Source organism: Streptomyces sp. CBMA123 (assembly GCF_014596465.1).
In the GTDB taxonomy this organism is placed as follows: Bacteria; Actinomycetota; Actinomycetes; order Streptomycetales; family Streptomycetaceae; genus Kitasatospora.
This window is the reverse complement of the sequence record NZ_MECK01000533.1, coordinates 1-746: the sequence shown is the minus strand read 5'-3', so window position 1 is coordinate 746 and position 746 is coordinate 1. Positions and strand designations below refer to the sequence as shown.

At 77.5% G+C, this 746-nt stretch carries 1 pseudogene; it reads right to left on the bottom strand.

The features are described 5' to 3' along the window. Positions 1-746: pseudogene (locus BG452_RS35935) on the bottom strand (hypothetical protein); the annotation flags it as partial.

Here is a 746-nt window from a genome sequence, read left to right as displayed (position 1 = left end):
CGGGCGGCGAGGGCGCGGTCGGCGCCGAGGCGGCCGGCGAGTTCGCGGATGTGCTCCTCGCGGGCGGCGGCGCGGGCGCGCAGTTCGCGGCGCTCGCCGTCGGCGGCGGACTCGTCGTGCATGGCCGGGTTGGGCGGCACCAGGAAGAAGGCGGGCTCGTCGGTGATCGGGGCGATCAGTGAGGCGGCGGCGCCGACGGCGACGGTGGAGCGCGGCAGCAGGGCGGCGGCCTGGAGGGCCTCGCGGGCGCGCTCCAGCGAGGCCGGGTCGGTGACGACCACGCCGTCGACCAGTTCGGGCCGGGCGGCGAGGATCGCCTCGTGGTCGGTCGGGTCGACGGACTGGGCGAGGTAGCGCCAGCCGGGGAGGGCGGGGATGCCGTGCTCGGCGAGGTACTCGACGGTGGCCAGCACGTCGGGGCCGGGCGGCAGCAGGCCGCCGTCGCCGAGTGCGGCGAGGATGCGGGAGTCGTCGGCGGCGGCGGTGCGCAGGTCGAACAGGGTGCGTTCGGCGGTGGCGATGGCCTCGTCGAGGAGTTCGCGCAGGTACTCGGCGTTGCGGTCGAGCACGGTGGGGGTGAGGAAGCCGGCGTCCTCCTCCGCGTCGTCCTGGTAGGGGGTGAGGGAGAGCAGGTCGGCGAGCCGCTGCTCGGTGGCAAGCAGGGCGGCGGTGCGCTGCTCGGCGGCCAGCGCGCGGGCGGCGTCCTTGCGGGCGTCGCCGGCGCGTTCGGCGGCGAGTTCGGCGCG